9 protein-coding genes are annotated in these 13,741 nt (G+C 65.9%); 5 read left to right on the plus strand and 4 right to left on the minus strand.

Annotated features, from left to right (window positions below; all coding sequences use genetic code 11):
- Positions 1–33: 33 nt before the first annotated feature.
- The 3 genes from WKC72_RS06855 to gabT are packed head-to-tail and all read right to left on the minus strand — an operon-like array spanning position 34 to position 6,002.
- Positions 34–3,099 carry an NAD-glutamate dehydrogenase domain-containing protein gene (locus WKC72_RS06855; protein ID WP_370182125.1) on the minus strand — a complete coding sequence of 1,022 codons (3,066 nt, stop codon included), beginning with the start codon at positions 3,097–3,099 and terminating at the stop codon, positions 34–36.
- 54 nt (positions 3,100–3,153) lie between these two features.
- Positions 3,154–4,608 carry an NAD-dependent succinate-semialdehyde dehydrogenase gene (locus WKC72_RS06860; protein WP_370182126.1) on the minus strand — a complete coding sequence of 485 codons (1,455 nt, stop codon included), beginning with the start codon at positions 4,606–4,608 and terminating at the stop codon, positions 3,154–3,156.
- A 47-nt stretch (positions 4,609–4,655) separates the two neighbouring features.
- Positions 4,656–6,002, minus strand: a complete 1,347-nt coding sequence (gene gabT, locus WKC72_RS06865; protein WP_370182127.1) for a 4-aminobutyrate--2-oxoglutarate transaminase — start codon at positions 6,000–6,002, stop codon at positions 4,656–4,658.
- Between the two features lie 174 nt (positions 6,003–6,176).
- Here gabT and WKC72_RS06870 point away from each other — a divergent pair, with 174 nt between their 5' ends.
- On the plus strand, positions 6,177–7,682 hold the full coding sequence (locus WKC72_RS06870) for a PucR family transcriptional regulator (protein WP_370182128.1): 1,506 nt from the start codon (positions 6,177–6,179) through the stop codon (positions 7,680–7,682).
- Positions 7,683–7,723: 41 nt separating this feature from the next.
- Here WKC72_RS06870 and WKC72_RS06875 read toward each other — a convergent pair whose 3' ends face one another.
- Complete coding sequence (locus WKC72_RS06875) at positions 7,724–8,209, minus strand: GbsR/MarR family transcriptional regulator (protein WP_081792755.1); 486 nt, start codon at positions 8,207–8,209, stop codon at positions 7,724–7,726.
- A 131-nt stretch (positions 8,210–8,340) separates the two neighbouring features.
- Here WKC72_RS06875 and WKC72_RS06880 point away from each other — a divergent pair, with 131 nt between their 5' ends.
- The 4 genes from WKC72_RS06880 (at position 8,341) to WKC72_RS06895 (ending at position 13,728) form a co-directional block, all read left to right on the plus strand.
- Entirely contained in the window at positions 8,341–9,903 is a 1,563-nt protein-coding gene (locus WKC72_RS06880) for a GMC family oxidoreductase (RefSeq protein ID WP_370182129.1), read from the plus strand.
- Between the two features lie 32 nt (positions 9,904–9,935).
- The gene (locus tag WKC72_RS06885; RefSeq protein ID WP_370182130.1) at positions 9,936–11,369 is read left to right on the plus strand and encodes an aldehyde dehydrogenase; all 1,434 of its coding nucleotides are present in this window, start codon (positions 9,936–9,938) and stop codon (positions 11,367–11,369) included.
- Positions 11,366–12,517, plus strand: coding sequence for a M20 family metallopeptidase (locus WKC72_RS06890; RefSeq protein ID WP_370182131.1), 1,152 nt, complete (start codon positions 11,366–11,368; stop codon positions 12,515–12,517). The genes WKC72_RS06885 and WKC72_RS06890 overlap by 4 nt, the downstream gene beginning before the upstream one ends.
- 104 nt (positions 12,518–12,621) lie before the next feature.
- Positions 12,622–13,728 carry a Glu/Leu/Phe/Val dehydrogenase dimerization domain-containing protein gene (locus WKC72_RS06895; RefSeq protein ID WP_370182132.1) on the plus strand — a complete coding sequence of 369 codons (1,107 nt, stop codon included), beginning with the start codon at positions 12,622–12,624 and terminating at the stop codon, positions 13,726–13,728.
- Positions 13,729–13,741: the final 13 nt, after the last annotated feature.

Consider the following 13,741-nt stretch of genomic DNA (forward strand, 5'->3'; position numbering starts at 1 on the left):
TCCGCGTGTCGCGGATCCGCCAGCCGAATTCGTTCAGTTGTCGAGAGCGCGCAGTGCGGCGGTGACGGCGCAGGTCTTCGCCAGGTCGACCTCGCCGTCCCCGCGAACCGCATCCACGACGAGTTCGAAGCGATGCAGATCGTGAGAATGGGCCTCGCACCACGCAGCGACTGCGTTCCCCGTCCCGGTGCCGTCGTCACCCAGCACCCGGACTGTCAGCGCATGGTGCAGGTCGGACAGGTCGTCGTGCACCGCCGCCGCGGCCAGCACATCCCAGTGGGTGGAACCCGTGCGATCCGACAATGCGTCGACTACCCAGCCGATACCGAGTCGCTGCCCGAGTTCGTGATGCACTTCGGCCACCCGCTCCACCGAGATTCCCAGTGAGTCTGCGGTGTCCGCGAATTGGAGCGCACCGGGAAGATCTGCATCGAGCGGACGTTCGCCCCGGGGGAGTTCGACGAGCTTGCGGACCGAATCAGCGAACCGGTCTATCTCCCTCTCCGGCACCACGATTCCACGTCGTCGGCGCAACAGCCACGAGACGGCGTGTTCGATCAGCCAGCTGGTGTCGAGCAGTGACTCCGGGCGTTCGATGCCGGTGCCCGGACCCTCGAGTGCCCGTTCCCACAGCGCATCCAGCTCGTAGATCGCGCTCACGGCAGCGTATGCCGAAGCGACCTCCGATGTGGTGATTCCGAAGCGCTCCTGTAGCCAGAAGATGGCTCCCGGGCCCACGCGGTTGATCAGCTCGTCGGCGATCGACGTCGCGATGATCTCCCGCCGCAGGGGATGGGCGGCGATCTGAGCGGCCACGTTCTCGGTGATGGCGTCCGGAAAATATTCGGTGAGGCGCGCAGCGAATACTTCGTCGTCCGGCACGGTGGAGGCGAGCAGTTCCTGCGAGACCAAATTCTTCGACTGTGCGAGGAGAATCGCGATCTCCGGTCGGGTGAGTCCGTGCCCGGAGGTCGCGCGGCGCTTCAATTCCGCGGGGGACGGCAGTCCCTCGGTGCGTGGATTGATTCCGCCGACCTTTTCGAGGTTGCCGATCAACCGGACGTGCCTGTCGAGGAGATGGCGGGCTTGCGCGGAGGCAAGGCTGATGGCCAGGATCTGGCTCGCGCTGTCGTCGAGTACCCGCGAGGCGACGTCGTCGGCGACCTGCGCCAGCAGGGACGCCCGTCGTCCCGGCGAGAGGCTGCCCGCTCGCACTGCCGCGTCGAGCGCGATCTTGATGTTCACTTCGAAGTCCGAGGTGGCGACTCCCGCCGCGTTGTCGATGAAGTCTGCGTTGATCCGTCCGCCGTCACCCGCGTAGTCGATTCTGGCCTGCTGCGTCAACCCGAGGTTGCCGCCTTCGCCTATGACCGCGCACCGGAGTTCCCCTGCCGACACTCGTACGCGATCGTTGGCCGGATCCTGAGCATCGACGTCGGTCTCGCTCGCGGCTCTGACATAGGTGCCGATGCCGCCGTTCCAGAGCAGGTCGACCGGTGCGCGCAGCAACGCCTGGATCAGCTCGTCGGGGTCGAGCGATGAGGACTCGATGCCGAGGCACGCCTGCACCTGTGGTGACAGGGTGATCGATTTCGCCGACCGAGACCACACACCACCACCGGTCGAGATCTTCTCGCGGTCGTAGTCCGTCCAGGACGACGTCGGCAGTCCGAAGAGGCGCTCGCGCTCGCGGTACGACACGGCGGCATCGGGGTCGGGATCGAGGAAGATGTGCCGGTGGTCGAACGCACCGACGAGCCTGATGTTCCGCGACAGCAGCATCCCGTTGCCGAACACGTCACCGGACATGTCGCCGATACCGACGACGGAGAACTCGGCGGTGTCGATATCGTGGCCTGCCTCCTGGAAGTGCCTTTCGACGGACAGCCACGCTCCGCGCGCGGTGATGCCCATCGCCTTGTGGTCGTATCCAGCCGAGCCGCCCGACGCGAACGCGTCACCGAGCCAGAAGTTGTACTCCGCCGCAATGCCGTTCGCCAGATCCGAGAAGGTGGCGGTGCCCTTGTCCGCGGCGACGACGAGGTACGCGTCCTCGCCGTCGAGGCACAGGGTGTCGGCCGGATGGACGACGGCCCCGTCGACGATGTTGTCGGTGATGTCGAGGAGCCCGCGGATGAAGGTCGCGTATCCCGCCCGCGCCGGGGTGTCGGCCGAACGAACGACGAAGGCACCCTTGGCTCCCATCGGGACGATAGGAGCGTTCTTCACCGACTGAGTCTTCATCAGACCCAGCACTTCGGTCCGGAAATCCTCGCTGCGGTTCGACCAGCGCAAACCACCGCGTGCCACAGCGCCGCTTCGGACGTGGATCCCTTCCACTTCGTCGGAGTGAACGAAGATTTCACGAAAGGGAACCACTCGCCCCCGCGTGGCCAACCGTCCGGAATCGATCTTGAAGGAGAGGTAGGGCTTCGGCTGTCCCTGCGCGTCGCGCTGGAACCAGTTGGTGCGCACGACTGCCAGGACGAACGCCTGGAGGGCTCGTCGGATCCTGTCCTCATCGAGGGTGGTCGCACTGTCGACCAGGTCGGTCAGGGCGGCGTTCGCCCTCTCGGGATCGCCGGTCCGAGCGGGGTCGAGCCGTGCCCGGAAGAGCGTGACCAGGGCGCGGACGAAATCGGGATTGCTCGCCAGCGAGTCGGCAAGATAGGTCTCGGAGAATCCGAGTTGCGTCTGCCGGAGAAAGCGGCACATCGCACGGACGAGTACTGCCTCACGCCAGTCGATTCCCGCTGTCGCGACGAGGCGGGCGTACTGATCGATTCTCCACCGGCCGGCCGAACCTGCCTCGAACGCCGCCGCGATGTGATCCAGGACCGGGGTGGAGAAGGAAGATCCTGCGAAAGCGAACTCGTGCACCGATCCGGTGCCCTCGGCGCCGTCTGCGGAAACCTGGCGATGCGCTGCGGTGCGGAGACCGAAGCTTTCGAACATCGCACAGACATCGACCAGCAGGGGTTCGGTCCCGGGCCACCCCACCACCGCCGCCATGCCGGCGGCGGTGTGCTCGAACGTGACCTGTGGATGTCCTGATGCCGTGGGTGAATAGTCGACCGTGGAATCGGTCTGGATAGTCATCGTCGTGTCCTCATCATCGAAGTGCCGGTGCGTGTGACGTTGTGGGTTGCCCGGCTAGCGGAGTGCGATGTACTTGATCTCGAGGTATTCCTCGATACCTTCGCTACCGCTCTCACGGCCGAGCCCGGATTCCTTCACTCCTCCGAACGGTGCCGCGACATCGGAGATGATGCCCCGGTTGACGCCGACCATCCCGGACTCGAGTGCGCTGGACACCCTCAGCGCCCGGTCGAGGTTTTCGGTGTAGATGTACGCAGCCAGACCGAATTCGGTGTCGTTGGCCGCGGCGACTCCTTCGTCCTCGCCGTCGAACCCGATGACGGCTGCGACCGGCCCGAAGACCTCTTCCTTCAGAATCCGCGCGTCGGCCGGCACGTCGGCCAACACCGTCGGCTCGTAGAAATAGCCTTCGCCGGCGGCGTTGCAGCCACCGGTGGTGACGACGGCGCCCTTGTCCACGGCGTCCGTCACCAACTCTGCAACACTCGACCGCTGCTTCTCGGTGATCAGCGGCCCCACCTGTGTGCCGTCGAGGTCCCCGGGCCCGACCTTCAGTGCCTTCATCCGAGCGGTCAGCTTCTCGACGAACTCGGCTCGTACCGCGTTGTCGACGTGGATCCGGTTGGCGGCTGTGCACGCCTCACCGGTGTTGCGCATCTTCGCGGCCATCGCGCCCTCGACCGCCTCGTCGATATCGGCATCGGCGAACACGACGAACGGCGCGTTGCCGCCCAATTCCATCGACGTCCGCAACACACGCGTGGCGGACTGCTGCAGCAGGATCTTTCCCACACCGGTGGAGCCGGTGAAGGTGACCTTCCGAAGTCGGTGATCGTCGAACAGCGGAGCGGTGAGCTTGGACGAACTCGAGGTCGGCAGGATGGAGAGCACACCCGCCGGAAGGCCCGCCTGCCGGAAGACCTCGCCGAGCAGCAGCATCGTCAGCGGTGTCTCGGCGGCGGGCTTCACCACCATCGTGCACCCGGCCGCGAATGCCGGTGCGATCTTCCGGGTGCCCATCGCAAGAGGAAAGTTCCACGGCGTGATCGCCAGCGTGGGGCCTACCGGTTCCTTCGTGACCAGAATCCGGCCGTTGCCCGACGGTGACTGCGTGTAGCGGCCGTTGATCCGCACTGCTTCCTCGGAGAACCAGCGCAAGAATTCACCGCCGTACGTCACCTCTCCGTAGCTCTCGGTGAGAGGCTTGCCCATCTCGAGGGTCATCAGCAGCGCGAAGTCGTCCCGGCGCTCGATGACCAGTTCCCAGGCCCGGCGAAGAATCTCGGAACGCTCGCGAGCCGGCGTCGATGCCCATCGGGACTGCGCCTGCGCGGCGGCGTCGAGCGCCCGCAGGCCGTCCTCCGGGCTCGCGTCGGCCACCTCGATCAGTACCTCGCCGGTTGCGGGATTGCGGACCGGGAACGTCTTGCCGCCGGTAGCCGGCACCTGCTCGCCACCGATCCACAGGTCGGTCGGAAGTGCGGCCAGAAGGGTCTGGGTGTCGGTCATGTGTGTTTCCTTCAGGTGTCGAGGTGGTCGTTGGCCGCGCGTCGGGATCAGCGACGCGCGTGCGTGCGAATCGCGTCTTCGAGGACGGTGAGGGCCTCGTCGAGTAGGTCGTCGCTGATGACCAGGGGCGGCAGCAAGCGGATGACGTTCCCGTACGTGCCGCAGGTGAGAATGATGACTCCCTGTGACAATGCCTCGGCAGCAACCGCTTTGGTCAGTTCCGGGTCGGGTTCGGTGGTGCCGGGCCGGACCATCTCGATGGCCAGCATGGCGCCGCGACCGCGCACCTCTCCGATGACTCCGACCCCTTTCGCGAATGCTTCGAGGCGCGGTTTCACGGAATTCTCGATCTGGCGCGCGCGTGCCGGTAGGTCCCACTCGCGCATCGTGTCGATGGTGGCGAGCGCGGCCGCGCAGGCCACCGGGTTTCCGCCGTAGGTTCCGCCGAGCCCTCCGGCGTGGACCGAGTCCATGAGGTCGGCGCGGCCGGTGACCGCCGCCAGGGGCATGCCGCCCGCGATCCCCTTCGCCAGGGTGATGAGGTCGGGAACCACGCCTTCGTGCTCGCTCGCGAACCATGCGCCGGTCCGCGCGAAGCCGGTCTGCACCTCGTCGGCGATGAAGAGGACGCCGTTGTCCTTCGCCCAGGCGACCAGGGTGGGAAGGAATCCCGGTGCAGGCACGATGAAACCGCCCTCACCCTGGATGGGCTCGTAGATGATCGCGGCCACCGAGTCGGCGCCGATCTGCTTCTCGATCTGCGTGATCGCCCGGAGCGCCGCCTGCTCGCCTGTGAGGCCGGACTCGTCGCGGTACGGGTAGGACGCGGGCATGCGGTACACCTCGGGCGCGAACGGACCGAAGTGCGCCTTGTACGGCATCGACTTTGCCGTGAGTGCCATCGTGAGGTTGGTTCTGCCGTGATAAGCGTGGTCGAATGCGACCACTGCTGTCCGGCCGGTCGCCAGTCGAGCGATCTTGATTGCGTTCTCGACAGCCTCCGCGCCGGAGTTGAACAGCACCGAACGCTTCTCATGGTCTCCCGGGGTCAGCGCGGCGAGTTCTTCGGCGACCCGCACGTACCCCTCGTAGGGGGTCACCATGAAACAGGTGTGGGTGAAGCGTTGCGCCTGCTCGGCCACCGCGGCCGCTACAGCGGGGTTCGATGCGCCGACGCTGGTCACGGCGATCCCGGCGCCGAGATCGATCAGGGAGTTGCCGTCCGCGTCGACGATGACTCCACCGTCCGCGTCGACTGCGTAGACGGGCACCGAGGAACCGACACCTGCGGCGACGAAGTTCCTGCGCCGGGCTGCGATCTCGGCGGAACGCGGCCCGGGAAGCGTGGTGGCGAGGTGCCTCTTCTGGGCGAGTCGATAGGTGAAGTCGGTCATGAATGCTCCCATAGGCGTTGAGGAACCCGACGATGACGGCCGATCCAGTGGGCTCGGCTTTCACGCATCTCCGGTCGATGTCTTCAGCAAGTGTTCCGGCGAGGGCCGACAACCAACAGTGGCCAAACTGGGCAGGAGGGGTCAACCGATGCGCCAGAATGGCACACTGGGTGCATGCCGATCACAGTCCGCCAGCTCTGCGACACCCAAGCGTTCAACCTGACCGTCCGGGCCGGCGAGGAGCATCTCGAACGCGAGCTGAGCTGGGCACACGTCTCCGAACTGGAAGATCCCACAGCATTCCTCAGCGGGGGTGAACTCCTTCTCACCACCGGGGTGTCGCTACCCGCCGACGCCGAGGCCGTTGAGGAGCGGGTGCGGCGACTGGTTGCGGCGGGTGTCGCGGCCGTGGGGTTCGGCGTCGGACTGCGCTTCGACACCGTCCCGGACGCATTTGTCGCGGCGGCCCGCGCCGAACAGCTCCCGTTAGTGGAAGTGCCCCTCGCTGTTCCGTTCATCGTCTTGGAAAAGGCTGTATCGCAAGCGCTCTCGTCCGACGATCACGCCCGATTGCAGCGCACGCATCAGCAGCAGCGCCGGCTGATTCACGCGACGCTGGCCGCAGACGGTGCGAGGACCCTTGTGCGGCGCACGGCAGAACTCATCGGGGGCTGGGCCGCGTTGCTCGACGCGGCAGGACACGTCGTGCACGGCTCGCACCGCACTGTGCGCGGAGCCGTGAACCGCACTGCACCGCAACGCATCGCACGCCCGGGCGAAGTCGTATTCTCTTCCGAGGGCGGCGAGGACATCATCTCTCAACCACTGGCGGCCGTGGATGGCAGAGTGCTCGGGTATCTCGTCGCGGGACGTCAGGGCGTGGTCGGATCGCTGGACCACGGTGTCGTGACGGTGGCGGCCTCCCTCCTGACGTTGTTCGTGCGCAGAACCGACGAGACCCAGCGGGCACTCGCACGCGCGCGAGCCGCAGCCCTTCGACTCCTGATCGCCGGTCAGATGGCGGCGACCCGGGAGGTTTCCCAGGATCTATGGGGCGGATTTCCCTCCGAACCGGTCAAGGTGGTCACAGCGGTGGGTTCGCAGAGTGCGTTGAACAGCGCGATCGCGGTCCTCGACACCGGACCGAGCGGGGCAGCCATATTCGGCCGGGTCGAAGGCCACCTGCTGGTGGTGGTCTCCGAAGCCTCAGTCGAAGAGTCGGTTTCGAGGCTCGTCACCGTTTCCGACCTCCGGCTGGGAATCTCGGAGAACGCGTGGTGGGACGAGTTCGCCCGCGCCCGCCGGGAAAGCAGGCAGGCGGCGGACGAAGCCGCACAGCGCAACGAGGGGGCACTGCACTTCGCTCAACTCGGAGGCGAGGGCCTCGCCTCGTACCTCGACAGGTACCGGGCGCGGTCCTATGCGGAGAACCATCTCTCGGTATTGCAGGATGCCGGAAACGCGGGAGGGGAGGGAAGCCTCTGTCGAACCCTGCGTTCATGGCTGACTCACAACGGTCAAACCGACCCCGCGGCCAAGGACCTCGGAATTCACCGGCACACCTTGAGGCGACGTCTCGATCGAATCGAGAACCTTCTGGGTGTCTCGCTGGACGCGCCCGCCACCCGGGCCGAACTGTGGTTCGAGCTCGAACTACTCCGGGGAGGGTCGGATTCGTAGACTCGCTCTCGTGTCCAGACGTACCGAATGAGACCGAGGGGTCATGGTCGCGCGGCGTTGAATCCTTCCGTGTACTCCGCAAGGAGCGACTCGAGTCGGCTGACCATGAAGCTGTAGTACGCGTGCATTTCGTCGAAGCGGGCGCGCTGTTCGGGTGGGAGGTTTTTTCCGCGGGTTCGGGCACTCTCCGCCAGCGCCAGCAGTTCGGTGGTCTGCTCGAGCTGGTGCTGTAGGCATCCGATCCAGGCGTCGTCGCGCCATCGGTAGACGAACTGGCGACTTCCCGGTTCTTTGAATCGTTCCACGGTGCCGGTGGTGATGAGCAACCGGGTTGTCTCGGATACCGATCCCTTGCTCGCATCGAGCGCATCCTGCAGTTGCGCCATTGTCATCGGAGCCTCGCTGAGCATCAGCACGCCCGCGGCTCGACCCGCCATGGGGGGCCATCCCATCGCACCGCCGATATGCACACCGAAGTCCTCGATGAGGGAAACCTTCTCTCCGCTGTCGCTGCCGTCGACGGACACCGCCACCTCCATTCGGTCAGAAAAAAATGAATATTCACTATTGACTGAACTCTCTGTCTACAGAATCATACTCGGCAGGACCCGGGTGATTCCGGAGACCTCATTCGCGCAACTCGTTACGGAGGTTTGTTGTGACCGAGACAGGCTGGGACGTCATCGTGGTGGGTGCGGGTTCGGCGGGGGCCGCGCTCGCGGTCCGCTCCGCAGAGAAAGGCAAGCGGGTCCTGCTCCTCGAGGCCGGACCGGACTATCGCTCGGCGCAGATGCACCAGGCGTGGCGGTCACCCAACCCGATCAGGGCATTGCTCGACCCGACGGCGACCGAAAATCTGGTGTGGATGGGGCTCGATGCGGCACGGACCGAGAAGCAAGCGCCTGCGCCCTACTGGCGAGGCAGAGGGGTCGGCGGCAGCTCATCGATCAATGGACAGATCGCGATCCGTCCCCCGATGGAGGACTTCGACGATTGGGTCAGCTGGGGTTGCCTGGGTTGGGGGCCCGACGACGTCCTGCCGTACTTCGCCAAGCTCGAGGATGACGAGGAGTACGGTGACGAGGCCTATCACGGCCGAGGCGGGCCGACCCCGATTTACCGCATGCCCCAGGAGAACTGGGGATCCGTTGATGCCGCGCTGTGCAGGGCTGCCCTGTCGGCCGGTCATGCTTGGGCCGCGGACGTGAATGCACCCCACGCCATGGGTGTCTCGCCGTACCCGATCAACTCACGGTCCGGCCGGCGTGTGTCGGTCAACGACGCCTACCTCGAGGCCGCTCGCGAATCCTCGAACCTGACGATCCGTGGCGATGCCCTGGTCGACCAGGTGATCTTCTCCGGAAGCCGCGCGGTCGGCGTCCGGATCATCGTCGACGGAACGGTGGTGACCGAGCACGCCGACGACGTAGTACTCAGCGCCGGCGCGGTCCACTCTCCGGCGATTCTCATGCGCTCCGGAATCGGTCCGTCCGGACATCTGCGCTCGTTGGGGATCGAGGTGCGCCAGGACCTTCCGGTCGGGCGAGGTCTGCAAGACCATCCGATGGCGGTGGTGTCGATTCCTTTGATCGACGAGGCAGGGATCCAAAGCCCGGACGACCGGCACACCAACGTCTGCGTCCGCTACACCAGCGAGCCCGGCGCCCCCGCCGGCGACATGATGTGCGTGTCGCAGAATCAGAATGTCGTTGCCATGGCCAATCCTGATATGCGCGCGTTGGCAGGTGCGTTCGGCGTCTGGGTGAATCAGGCGTACTCGCGCGGGGTGTTGACGCTGACCTCGGCCGACCCGGCGGATCAACCTCAGATTCACTCTCGGATGCTCTCCGACGAGCGGGACCTGTCCCGTTTGCGCGACGGGATACGCGACCTGGTCGAACTCGCTCGTGACCCGGCGGTCGCCGCCATCACCCATGGGCCGCTCGAGGCCGAGAACAGGGCCTTGTTCTCGGTGCTCGACAGTGACAGCGAGCTCGACGACCACTTGCTCGCAACCGTGAGCGATGTTCAGCACGCCACCAGTACCTGCCGGATGGGTGCAGCCGGGAACGCGGACACCGTGGTCGACCCGTCGTGTCGGGTCCTCGGAGTCGACAGGCTGCGGGTGGTCGACGCGTCGATATTCCCGTCCGTCCCGCGGGCCAACACCAATCTGACGGCGATCATGGTCGGCGAGCTCATGGCCGACCGTATCCGCTGAACTCCACATCACAGGGAAGGCAACACTTTCGTATGAAGACCTTGCAGAACTTGATCGGTGGAAAATGGGAGGACTCCCAGAGTTCGACGCTGCATGATCTGGTGAACCCCGCCACCGAAGACGTGATCGCACGCTACCCCGGCGGATCGCCCGACGATGTGGACCGCGCCGTCGATGCGGCAGTGGAGGCGCAGCCCGGGTGGGCGGAGCTGCCGGTCGCCGAACGCGTGGAACATCTGACCAGGTGGGCCGTGCAGATCGCTGATCATGCCGAGGAACTCGCGGAGCTCGAATGTCAGGAAATGGGGAAGCCTGTCGCCCTCGGTAGGTCCTTCATCGACGGTGGTGTCCAAGGGTTTCGGACCGCGGTCGAAGAGGCCCTGACCTATCCCTTCGTCGAAACCCTCCCCGGCGCGGACGGCGGCGGAACGACGATCCTGCGTCATCCGCTCGGCGCCACCGCCGTCATCACCCCGTGGAACTTCCCCGTGCCGATGGTGCTGGGTGCTCTCGGGCCGCTACTCGCGTCAGGCAACACCGTCGTGGTCAAGCCGTCCGAACGCTCACCACTCTCCACCGCCCGGTTGTTCGAGTTGTCGACGTTGCCTCCAGGCGTGGTCAACCTCGTCCTCGGTGACGCCCGGGCGGGGGCACCGCTGGTCGAGCACGACCAGATCCGGCTGGTGCACTTCACGGGGTCCGTCGAGGCCGGACGCCGGATCGGCGCTGGAACCGGTGGGCGATTGTGCCGGTCGATCCTCGAACTCGGCGGCAAGGACCCAGTCGTCGTCGACTCCGGGGTCGATCCGGTCGCAACCGCCGCCGCGATCGCCTTCGGCGCGTTCGTCAACACCGGACAGATCTGCACGTCCATGGAACGCATTTATGTCCACCAGGACATCGCCGAGGCGTTCGTCGACGCCCTGGTCGAGGCTGCATCCACCTATGCCCTCGGTGACGGCCACGACGCCGAAACCGTGCTGGGGCCGTTGGTCGATGCACGCCAGCGCGATATCGTCCATCGGCACGTGACCGATGCCGTCGAGCGTGGGGCTCGCGTGCACACCGGCGGCGTAGTCCCGAAGCGGAAGGGGTTCTTCTACCCGGCCACTGTGCTCACCGACGTCGACGACTCCATGCTGGTGATGACCGAGGAAACGTTCGGCCCCATCGCCCCGGTCGTTGTCGTCTCCTCATTCGAGGAGGGGCTCGAGCGCGCGAGTTCGTCACGCTTCGCGCTCGGGGCCACCGTCTACACGCACAACCCCGACCATGCCGCCGCAGCCGCAGGCATCCCTGCCGGGGTGACCTGGATCAATCAGTGGCAGGGCGGTGGCCCGGAGAGGCTCTATGAGCCCGCGGGCGACAGCGGCATGGGCGCGACCGGCGCCCGAGCCGCGTATGACGCCGCGACCCGGCCCGCAACGATCCACACTGCCCCCGCAACGGTGTCCACGCCCTCATGACGCCGGCTGCCGTCGGAGCGAAAGCTGCTGTCGAGGAGAGGATTCGACGGTACGAAGGGGCGCTTCTGAAGTTGTCTCACCGCATCCACGCGAACCCTGAATTGGGATTCGAAGAATACCGAGCCAGTGAGTGGGTCGCCGACGAACTCCGCGGCGGGGGATTCGAGGTGCAGCACGGCTGCTACGACCTACCCACGGCGGTGCGCGCCACGATCGGATCGGGTCCGGTGCACGTCGGAATTTGCGCCGAGTACGACGCCCTCCCCGAGATCGGGCACGCATGCGGACACAACATCATCGCCGCAGCCGGCGTCGGTGCCGCCCTCGGCCTGGCCGACCTCGTCGACGACGTGGGGTTGACCGTCACGCTCCTCGGCACCCCTGCCGAAGAGGGCGGCGGCGGGAAGATCCTCATGCTCGAACGCGGTGCCTTCGACGGGCTCCACGCGGCGATGATGGTCCACCCCGCCGCCGTCGAGATGGCGGCGATGCCCGGCACGGCTGTTTCCCAGTTCGAAGTTGCGTACAAAGGCAAGCCCGCCCATGCCGGGGCCTACCCCGAACTGGGGGTCAACGCTGCCGACGCGATGCTCATCGCGCAGGTAGCGATAGGTCAACTGCGACAACAAACTCGCGGAACCGACCGAATTCAGGGCATCGTCACCGATGCCGGCACCGCCGTCAACGTGATCCCCGATACTGCTGCCGGACGCTGGATCGTCCGCTCCGATACCGCGGAGGCACTCGCCGCGCTCACTACGCGGGTGAAGGCCTGCTTCGAGGCTGGGGCGGTGGCCACCGGATGTGCCATGTCGATCACGCCCAGCGGACCCGACTACGCGGACTTGCGTCCGGACGCCACCCTGCTTGCGCGATACCGCGCCAACGCAGAAGCCCTCGGTCGCAGCTTTCCTGATCTACCGGACGGAATGGTGGGTGCAGCGACCGACATGGGCAACGTCTCTCACGCCGTGCCCACCATTCACCCCATGCTCGGCCTGGACTGCCATCCCGCGGTCAACCACCAACCCGAATTCGCCGACGCCTGCATCGGCCCGGCAGCCGACAGAGGCGTTCTCGACGGCGCCATCGCAATGGCATGGACCGCAGTGGATTTCGCGGGACAGCATTTGGTGAATCCTCACTGAATGAGTGACGGCAGTGGCGATCGGAGAACGTTTGGTCAGGACGACCGCTCGCTCCCGTGACTGTGCACTTCAGGCGAAGCAACATTTTCGAAAGACAGGACACTATGAGACTCGACAAGACATTGTGCTGGGACGGCGAACTGACAGTGACGCGGCACGACCGGGAAACCGGAGTGTCCTTCATCATCCGCTTGGACTCGACCCGACTCGGACCTGCCGCGGGTGGCACCCGCGCGGCACAGTACGCATCCTTCGGTGAGGCGCTCGACGATGCCGGCAGACTTGCGGGTGCAATGACTGTGAAAATGGCCGTCAGCAACCTCCCGATGGGCGGTGGCAAGTCGGTCATTGCTCTCCCGGCTCCACGCAGTGAGATCGACCAGGACACTTGGAAACGAATCCTGACCCTGCACGCCGAGAACATCGATAAACTCGCCGGCAACTACTGGACAGGCCCCGACGTCAATACCAACTCGTCGGACATGGACATCATCAACGACACAACCGAGTTCGTCTTCGGCCGCTCCGCCGCGCGTGGCGGAGCCGGTTCCAGTGCATTCAACACGTCGTTGGGTGTCTTCGAGGCAATGAAGGCGACGGCCGTGCACCGAGGACTCGGGACGCTCGACGGTCTCACCGTGCTTGTTCAGGGCCTTGGCGCGGTCGGCAGCGGGGTGGCCGACCTCGCGTCACAGGCCGGGGCGCGCCTCCTCGTCGCGGACACCGACTCCGAGCGGTTGGCCTGGGCTCGGCAACTCGGTCACGCCATTGTCGGGATCGATGACGTTCTGACCACGCCCTGTGACATCTTCGCGCCCTGCGCGATGGGCGGAGTGCTCGACAGCGCGGTCGCCTGTGAACTGCCCGCGTCCGCAGTGGTCGGCGCCGCGAACAACGTCCTTGCCGACGACGCGGCGGCAGAAATCCTCCACAAGCGCGATGTCACGTACGCGCCCGACTTCGTTACCAACGCCGGCGGCGCATTTCACTTGGTAGGCCGAGAGGTCCTCGGCTGGAGCGAGGAGACGGTCGGAGCACGCACCCGAGGCATCGGAGACACGCTTGCCGAGGTCTACTCTCTCGCCGAGAGCGAGGACATCGACACTGATCGTGCCGCGCGAATCCTGGCTCGCCGCCGGATCGAGACAGCCGACTCCGCTCCCCGTAGAGCGAACTCTTTTCCGGAAGGTTCGGAGATGCCGGTTCTGTGAGCCCGAGTGGCGT

Origin of the sequence: Rhodococcus wratislaviensis, from assembly GCF_041228765.1 — a bacterium.
GTDB lineage: Bacteria > Actinomycetota > Actinomycetes > Mycobacteriales > Mycobacteriaceae > Rhodococcus_F > Rhodococcus_F wratislaviensis.